This is a genomic window from Jiangella rhizosphaerae (assembly GCF_003579925.1).
In the GTDB taxonomy this organism is placed as follows: Bacteria; Actinomycetota; Actinomycetes; order Jiangellales; family Jiangellaceae; genus Jiangella; species Jiangella rhizosphaerae.
Genome location: NZ_QUAL01000054.1, coordinates 96,222 through 104,507, shown reverse-complemented (window position 1 = coordinate 104,507; position 8,286 = coordinate 96,222). Strand labels below are relative to the sequence as shown.

Genomic DNA, 8,286 nt, shown 5'->3' with positions numbered 1-8,286 from the left:
GCGTCCGCGGCGCCGGAGCCGGCCCCGCCGCCGTCCGTCGCGGCCGAGCCGCCGGTCGACACCGTCCCGCCGCCACCGCCGCCCGGCGACCCGGTGAACGCCAACGGCGCCCGGCCCGGCCACGTCCGCCTGCCGTCCCAGAGGGGGGTCGGTCGGCACCGGCGCAGCACGCCTCCGCCACAATCGAGGGCGACCCTCCAGATCGAGAGCGACGGATCATGACCAGCAGCGCGGACCGCGACGACCCCACCCGCCGCTGGCCGCGCAGCGTCTACGAGGCCGGCAGCGAGCCCGACCCCCGGTTCACGTTCGCCAACGAGCGGACGTTCCTGGCGTGGATCCGCACCGCTCTCGCGCTGCTTGCGGCCGGCATCGCGCTGGAGGCGCTGGAGATCCCCGACCACACGGCACTGCGGCTGGTGCTGGTCGTGGCACTGTCACTGCTCGGCGCCACCTGCAGCATCATGGCCTTCTTCCGCTGGGCTCGGGCCGAGCGGGCGCTGCGCGAGGCGCGGCCGCTGCCGTCGCCCGCGCTGGCGCCGGTGCTGGCGTTCGGCCTCGCCGTGGCGGCCATCGTCATCGTCGTCGTGCTGGTCGCGCCCTGACCGATGGTGGATCGGACGTACGATCCCGGCGCGCAGAACGAGCGGACCGCACTGGCGTGGACACGCACCGCGCTCGCGCTGCTGGTCGGCGTCGTCCTCGCCACCCGTCTGGCGGCCGAGCCGCTCGGCCCGGCGGCGGTGGTCTTCGGCCTGCTGGTGGCGCCGGTCGCGCTGGCCATCCTGCTGCTGGCCCGGCGGCGCTACCGACGCTCGCACGAGGCGCTGCACACCGACCGCTCCCTGCCCGACGGCAAGCTGCCGGCGCTGGTCGCGCTGGTGACACTGCTGCTCGCCGCCCTGGAGATCGCCTACGCGGTCGGCTGACGGCGGCCTTTGTGCCGCGGTGCCCCTGGCAGGCTGATCCGCCCGCTGGAGGTCCGCCGTCTCATCGGACCGCAGAGCTCCAGCCACCCGAAACGTCGTCCGGCAGGGCAGCACGCGCCGGGCTCCGGCCGACCACCTACCGCGCGATGGCGGCCCGGACGAAACCGCCGGCCGCGGCGAGCCGGCGACGTGCCTCGTCAGCGTCGACGCCGGCCAGCAGCATGACCGTCGCCGTCTTCGTCTCGTCGCCGCTCGCGGCCAGCGCCGCCTCGACCGCCGCGGCGGACTCGCCGGTGGCCTCCTGGACGATGCGCTGGGCCCGGCGGCGCAGCTTGTCGTTGGTGGCCCGCACGTCGATCATCAGGTCGCCGTGCGTGTGCCCGAGCTGCACCATGACCAGCGTCGAGATGGTGTTGAGCACCAGCTTGGCCGCGGTGCCGGCCTTGAGCCGGGTCGAGCCCGCCACCACCTCCGGCCCGGTGAGCGCCTCGACGGCGACGTCGGAGGCGGCGGCGATCGGCGAGCCGGCGTTGTTGACGACGGCGACGGTGTAGGCGCCGGCCTCGTGCGCCGCGGCCAGCGCGCCGAGCACGTACGGCGTCCGCCCCGACGCACTCACCGCCACCACCACGTCGTCCGGACGGGGCCGGAGCGCCGCGACGTCGGACCGGCCGCCGTCGAAGTCGTCCTCGTCGTGCTCGGCCGCCGAGCGCACGGCACCGAACCCGCCGGCCATGACGGCGACCACCTGGCGCTCGTCGACGCCGAAGGTGGGTCCGCACTCGGCGGCGTCGAGGACGGCGAGCCGGCCGGGCGTGCCGGCGCCCACCTCGATCAGCCGGCCGCCGCGGCGCAGCCGGACCACCGTCGCGTCGATGGCCTGGACCAGGCGGTCCCGGGTCGCGGCCACGGCGTCGACGGCCACCTGGTCCTGTGCGGTCATCAGGTCGACCTGCTCGCGGGTGGAGCGCAGGTCCAGATCGGCCGCGGCGGGCAGCCTGCCCTCGGTGGCGAGCCGGTCCAACTCGGAATTCGTCACTCGGCCGTCCTCGCCGGCCGGCGGGCCGGCTGCAACTCGACACGGAACTGATAGCGGTCGCCACGGTAGACCGAGCGGACGAACTCGACCACCCGGCCGCCGGTGTCGCGGGAGATGCGCTCGAACAGGAAGGCCGGCGAGTGCAGCGGCACGCCGAGCAGCTCGGACTCCATCTCGTCGGTGACCGTCGCCTCGATGGTCTGGACGCCGCCGGACAGCTCGAGCCCGTAGACGTCGTGCAGCAGCTCGTAGAAGGAGCCGTCGGCGAGCATCGTCCCGTCCAGTCCGGGCGCGATGCTGCGTGGGACGTGCAGCGTCTCGACCGCCATCGGCGCGTCGTCGGCCAGCCGCAGCCGGGTCACGCGGACGACGCTCTCGCCCGGCGAGATCTCCAGCCGGCGGCCCAGCGGCGCGCCCGCCAGCACGTCGTCGACGGCCAGGGTGCGGCTGGACGGGACCGCGCCGCGCTGGCGCATGTCCTCGGAGAACGACGTGACCGCCAGTCCCTGGGCGATCTTCGGCCCCGCGACGAACGTGCCGGCGCCCTGACGGCGGACCAGCCGGCCCTCGCGGACGAGCTCCTCGACGGCCCGCCGCAGCGTCATGCGCGAGACGCCGAACCGCGGCGCCAGCGTGCGCTCGGCCGGCAGCGCGTCGCCGACGGTCAGCTCCGCCACCAGGTCGAGGATCTCGTCCCGGATCGAGTGGTACTTGGCCACGCCCGCACCCCCTGTAGACGTATCGGGCAAAGTCTTCCAGACTTGGGGCCCATATTGGTCTAGTCCATCGAGGAGGACCAGCGTGAGCCGACGTCGTCGCACGCTTCCCGTCATCGTGGCACTCGTCCTGGCCGTCGTCGCGGCGCCCGCGGCCGCGTCCGAGCCGGCACCCGATCCCGCGCCGCAGCCCGAGCAGTGGCGCAGCTACTGGGTCGACGCCTTCAACGAGGGCATCTACACCCCCGCGCAGGTCGAGGAGCTCGTCGGCGACGCCCTGGAGGTCAACGCGAACGCGCTGATCGTCCAGGTCGCCCGCCGCTACGACTGCTTCTGCAACCGGGCCGACTACCCCCGCACCGACGCCGCCATCGCGCCGGCGCCGCACGACCCGCTGGACGAGGTGATCGAGCAGGCGCACGCCGCCGGGCTCGAGGTGCACGCGTGGGTCAACTTCGGCACGCTCTGGAACTCCGCGACGCCGCCGCGCTCCCCCGACCACGCCTTCAACGCCCACGGACCGAGCGCCACCGGCGCCGACCGCTGGCTCAACAAGCGCGTCGACGGCACCGAGCTGGTCGGCAACAACAGCTTCATCGACCCCGCCAACCCGGCCGCCCGCGACTACGTCGTCGGCGCGATCCAGAGCATCGTCCGCGAGTACGACGTCGACGGCATCAACCTCGACTACATCCGCTACCCCGACCACAACTCCACCACCACGCACAGCGACTGGGGCTACAGCGAGACCTCGATCGCCCGGTTCCAGGCCGCCACCGGCCGCACCGACGTGCCGGCGCCGTCGGACGCACAGTTCACCGACTGGCGCCGGGAGCAGATCACCAGCCTGGTGCGCCGCATCTACCTCGGCATCTTCGAGATCGATCCGACGGTGCGGCTGAGCAACGACGGCATCACCTACGGCTTCGGCCCGCAGAGCGTCGGCGGCTGGGAGAAGACCCGCACGTACGCCGAGGTCCTGCAGGACTGGAAGGGCTGGCTGGACGAGGGGATCATCGACACCGTCGTCGCGATGAACTACAAGCGCGAGTGGATGCCCGACCAAGCGCGGATGTTCACCGAGTGGAACGAGGTACTGGCCGACTGGCAGGGCGACCGCCAGACGGTGTCCGGCCCGGCGCTGTACCTCAACGAGATCGGCGACAGCGTCCAGCAGGTCCGCGACCTGCTCACCCCGACGGCGGCCGGCAACACCGTCGCCGGCTGGAGCGGCTACTCCTACGCCAACCCGTCGCTGACCGCGGCGGCCGGGTCGCCGGCCGTCAAGGACGCCGAGCGGGCCGCGCTGGCCGCCGCGCTCACCACCGGCCCCGACGCCCCGTTCGCCGCCGACGCCGCCGTCCCGTCGATGCCGTGGAAGGACGACCCGACGACGGGCAACATGGCCGGCACGCTGCGGCTGCGCACCGGGACGGCGCTCGACGGCGTCACCGTCACCCTGGAGCCGGTGGCCGGCGGCGGCGAGAACCGGACGCAGGTCAGCGACGGCTCCGGCTGGTTCGGCTTCGTCGACCTGCCGCCCGGCGTCTACCTCGCCCGCTACGACCTGCCCGACCGCGTCGCCGGTGCGCCGTTCAGCGTCGTGCGGGTCCAGGCCGGCGAGCTCGCCGAAGCGCAGCCGCAGCCGTTCATTCCGCTGCCGTAGCCTCGGGCCAGGAACCAGATGTCGGCTCGCCCGGGGGTGGTGGACCCCGCCCGGCTGGGAGGGAATCCCACCCTACGGGCGGGCACCGACAGGCTCCGATGCCGGTTGGCGCGGGACGTCCTGGTGACGACCGCCGGCGAACGCACGATGGCTCGGCCCGTGCCGTTGGTCGGGCGTGTCTGGTCGGTCGGGTGTTCGGAGCGTCGGCCGGATCGTGACGTTGGCCGGGTCGTGACGTTGGGCCGTCCCCCTGCTGCCCGATTGTCTTGGCCGCGGGCGCGCGCCTCAAGTCCGCGGCCTCTGACTGTTGACTGCTCGCTTGTGGGNCTTGGCCGCGGGCGCGCGCCTCAAGTCCGCGGCCTCTGACTGTTGACTGCTCGCTTGTGGGTGGGGGCCTTGGACTTGACCCGCGCGCCCGCGGCTAAGAACGGGCAGCTATCAGGGGGACGGGGGAAGAGCGGCGACGACTCCCGCGGCGTTGGCCGCGTTTGCGTGTGGCGTTGGTGTCGTTGAGTGTCCACCTGGTGAGATTTCGCCGTGATTCGTGGGCCATCACGAGGATTACCCCAGCGTCAACACCCCTACAGCCATGGTGAAGCTCGCGAAATCCTCGTGATGTCGGCGATCGTTGATGATCATCGCCATCCACAATCCGACAAAGCAGGCGAAACGGGGCACCGCAACGCCGAGGCGTGCCCAGATCCTCCCCGTCCCCCTGATAGCTGCCCGTTCTTGGCCGCGAAGCCGCGGGTCAAGTCCGCCCCTCGTCGCGAAGCGACTCCATGGCGGACTTGAGGCGCGGGTTCGCGGCAAGAGAATGGGGCAGCAGGGGGACGGGGAGCAACAGCCAACGTCACGAACCGCAGGACACCCGACGACGCACTCTATCCTCGGACCATGAGCGGTTTCGGCGCCGTCGGGGCGCGGCTCTACGCCTGGTTCAACCGCCACCCGGAGACGAACCGGGCGGTGGTCGACCTCGCGGAGCTGCGCGCCGGAGAGACGGTGCTCGAGGTCGGCTGCGGGCCGGGCATGGCGCTCGAATTGGCTGCCCAGCGCACGGGCGCGGAGCACGCCGCCGCCGTCGATCCGTCAGAGACGTTCGTCGCGATGGCCCGAAAGCGCGTGCCCAGGGCCGACGTCAGGGTGGCCGGCGCCGAGGACGTGCCGTTCCCCGACGCCAGTTTCGCCGCCATCTACACGCTGGCCTCGATGCACCACTGGGACGACCGCGACGCCGGCCTGCTCACCCTGGCCGCCAAGCTGGCGCCAGGAGGCCGCCTGCTGCTGGCCGAGCGGCTGCTCGACCGGCCGGGTCACGGCATCACGCCGGCGCAGCTCGGTGAGGTCTCGGCCCGGCTGGCCGACGTCGGGCAGACCGGCGTGCGGACCGTCCAGCGCCGGATCGGCCGCCGGACGCTGGCCGTCATCGTCTCGGAGCGGCCCGTCACGGCTTGACATGGAATGCCGTTGCACGTTGTGGTCACACCATGACGACGCCGGAATGGCCGGTCCTGCGCCGGTACGACGCCGACCACTCGCTGCGCATCGCCCTCCCGCTCGGTGGCATCGGCACCGGGACGGTGTCCCTCGGCGGCCGCGGCGACCTGCGCGACTGGGAGATCCGCAACCAGCCGGCGAAGGGGTTCGCGCCGCGCGACAGCTTCTTCGTCGTCCGCGCGGGTGACGCCGTTCGGGCGCTGGAGGGGCCGATCGACCCCGTGCTGTACGAGGGCTGGGAGGGCGCCGCGGTACCCAACCACAGCCTGCCGCGGTTCGCCCGGTCGGAGTTCCTGGCCGCCTATCCGCTCGCCCAGGTGCTGCTCGACGACCCCGCCGTGCCGGTGACGGTGCGGCTGCAGGCGTTCAACCCGCTGGTCCCCGCCGACGTCGACGCCAGCTCGCTGCCGGTCGCGGTCCTGCGCTACGTCGTCACGAACACCGGCCGAGAGCCGCTCGACGTCACCGTCGCCGGCAGCGTGCGCAACCCCGGCGACCAGCCGCGCAACGAGCGCCGCGGCGACGGCGTGCTGCTGCGGTCCGGCGGCGATGCGGACGGCGAGCGCTGGGGCTCCATCGCCCTGGCCGTCCTGGACGAGGACGACGTCACCATGCGCACCACGTGGGCCGGATCCAGCTGGGGCGGCCCCCTGCTGGACTTCTGGGACGACCTCTCCGCCGACGGGCGGCTGGACGAGCGGCCGGCGGACGGCGAGCCGGTGGCGTCCGTCGCCGCGCTGCGCCGGCTGGCCCCGGGTGGGACGCACGCGTTCACGTTCCTCCTCGCGTGGCATTTCCCGAACCGGCGGGACTGGCGCGGCGAGACCGTCATCGGCAACCACTACGCGACGCGGTACGACGACGCCTGGGACGTCGTCGACGCGGTCGCGCCGCAGCTCGCCGAGCTCGAGGGCCGCACGGTCGCCTTCGTCGGCGCGCTGACCGGCAGCGACCTGCCGGCCGCGATCGTCGAGGCGGCGCTGAGCAACGTCAGCACCCTGCGCTCGCCGACCTGCTTCCGCACCCCGGACGGCCGGTTCTACGGCTGGGAGGGCTGCCACGACGACAGCGGCAGCTGCTACGGCAACTGCACCCATGTGTGGAACTACGAGCACACGACGCCGTACCTGTTCGGCGAGCTGGCCAGGTCGATGCGCGAGCTGGAGTTCCTGCATGCCACCGCCGACGACGGCCACATGAGCTTCCGGCTGGACCTGCCGCTGGACCGGTCCCGCGAGCACGGCGTCGCCGCCGCCGACGGGCAGATGGGCTGCCTGGTGAAGCTGCACCGCGAATGGCGACTCAGCGGCGACGACGACCTGCTGCGCGCGCTCTGGCCGGCCGCCCGCCGGGCGCTGGAGTTCGCCTGGATCCCCGGCGGCTGGGACGCCGACCGCGACGGCGTCATGGAGGGCTCCCAGCACAACACCATGGACGTCGAGTACTTCGGCCCGAACCCGCAGGTCGGCGGCTGGTACCTCGCGGCCCTGCGGGCCGCGGAGGAGATGGCCCGGCACCTCGGCGACGACGAGTTCGCCGCCACCTGCACCGGCCTGTTCGCCCGCGGCAGCGCCTGGATCGACGCGCACCTGTTCAACGGCGAGTACTACCGCCACGAGATCCGCCCGCCGGGCAGCGAGGACGCCATCGCGCCGGGCCTGCGGCTGCCCGGCATCGGCGCCCGCGACCTCACCGAGCCCGAGCTGCAGATCGGCGACGGCTGCCTCACCGACCAGCTGGTCGGCCAGCACGTCGCCCGGCTCACCGGGCTCGGCGACCTGCTCGACGCCGGCCACGTGCGGAGCACGCTGCGCAGCATCCTGCGGCACAACGACCGCACCGCGCCCGGAGCCCCGTTCAACCCCAAGCGCAGCTATGCGCTGGCCGGCGAACCGGGACTGCTGGTCGCGTCGTACCCGCACGGCAACCGCCCGGCGCGGCCGTTCCCCTACTTCGCCGAGGTGTGGACCGGCCTGGAGTACACGGCGGCGATCGGCCTGCTCCAGGCCGGCCTCGTCGACGACGGCGTGCGCGTCGTCGAGGCGGTCCGCAGCCGTTTCGACGGCCGCCGCCGCAACCCGTTCGACGAGGCCGAGTGCGGCCACCACTACGTGCGGGCGATGGCCGCGTGGGGGCTGATCCCAGCGCTCACCGGCTTCGGGTACGACGGCGTGAGCGGCACGCTCGGCTTCGCGGCGGCGGACCTCACCGACGGCCCCGTCACCTGGTTCTGGGCCGCCGGCGCCGCGTGGGGGACGGTGACCCAGGCGCCGGCCGGCGACGACGGCGTGCGGGTCGGTGTGGCCGTGGGAGGCGGCCGGCTCCGGGTGGCCACCCTCACCGTCGACGGGATCGGCACCGCCGAGCTGCCCGGCCGCGTACTCTCGACCGGTGAGACCGCCGATGCAACCGTAGGCGGTCGCCAGATGTCATAAC

The 8,286-nt window shown here is 73.3% G+C and carries 7 protein-coding genes; 5 read left to right on the top strand and 2 right to left on the bottom strand.

Annotation, left to right across the window (positions count from 1 at the left end; translation table 11 throughout):
* Positions 1-218 precede the first annotated feature (218 nt).
* Together DY240_RS07130 and DY240_RS07125 are read left to right on the top strand one after the other, a co-directional pair.
* On the top strand, positions 219-605 hold the full coding sequence (locus DY240_RS07130; RefSeq protein ID WP_119659250.1) for a YidH family protein: 387 nt from the start codon (positions 219-221) through the stop codon (positions 603-605).
* Between the two features lie 3 nt (positions 606-608).
* Positions 609-929, top strand: a complete 321-nt coding sequence (locus tag DY240_RS07125; protein ID WP_119659249.1) for a DUF202 domain-containing protein — start codon at positions 609-611, stop codon at positions 927-929.
* 136 nt (positions 930-1,065) lie between these two features.
* On the opposite strand, the gene DY240_RS07120 is transcribed toward DY240_RS07125, so the two are convergent.
* Positions 1,066-1,968 carry an N-acetylmuramic acid 6-phosphate etherase gene (locus DY240_RS07120; RefSeq protein WP_119659248.1) on the bottom strand — a complete coding sequence of 301 codons (903 nt, stop codon included), beginning with the start codon at positions 1,966-1,968 and terminating at the stop codon, positions 1,066-1,068.
* On the bottom strand, positions 1,965-2,687 hold the full coding sequence (locus tag DY240_RS07115; protein WP_199700995.1) for a GntR family transcriptional regulator: 723 nt from the start codon (positions 2,685-2,687) through the stop codon (positions 1,965-1,967). The genes DY240_RS07120 and DY240_RS07115 overlap by 4 nt, the downstream gene beginning before the upstream one ends.
* 82 nt (positions 2,688-2,769) lie before the next feature.
* Here DY240_RS07115 and DY240_RS07110 point away from each other — a divergent pair, with 82 nt between their 5' ends.
* The 3 genes from DY240_RS07110 (at position 2,770) to DY240_RS07100 (ending at position 8,285) form a co-directional block, all read left to right on the top strand.
* Entirely contained in the window at positions 2,770-4,350 is a 1,581-nt protein-coding gene (locus tag DY240_RS07110) for a family 10 glycosylhydrolase (protein ID WP_199700993.1), read from the top strand.
* 897 nt (positions 4,351-5,247) lie between these two features.
* Positions 5,248-5,808 carry a class I SAM-dependent methyltransferase gene (locus tag DY240_RS07105; RefSeq protein ID WP_119659245.1) on the top strand — a complete coding sequence of 187 codons (561 nt, stop codon included), beginning with the start codon at positions 5,248-5,250 and terminating at the stop codon, positions 5,806-5,808.
* A gap of 32 nt (positions 5,809-5,840) precedes the next feature.
* Complete coding sequence (locus DY240_RS07100; RefSeq protein WP_119659244.1) at positions 5,841-8,285, top strand: GH116 family glycosyl-hydrolase; 2,445 nt, start codon at positions 5,841-5,843, stop codon at positions 8,283-8,285.
* Position 8,286 lies beyond the last annotated feature (1 nt).

Excerpts from the sequence above, each read along its gene's own strand:
- DY240_RS07130 (WP_119659250.1), top strand. The coding sequence starts at position 219 with ATGACCAGCAGCGCGGACCGCGACGACCCCACCCGCCGCTGGCCGCGC.
- DY240_RS07125 (WP_119659249.1), top strand. The coding sequence starts at position 609 with ATGGTGGATCGGACGTACGATCCCGGCGCGCAGAACGAGCGGACCGCA.
- DY240_RS07105 (WP_119659245.1), top strand. The coding sequence starts at position 5,248 with ATGAGCGGTTTCGGCGCCGTCGGGGCGCGGCTCTACGCCTGGTTCAAC.
- DY240_RS07100 (WP_119659244.1), top strand. The coding sequence starts at position 5,841 with ATGACGACGCCGGAATGGCCGGTCCTGCGCCGGTACGACGCCGACCAC.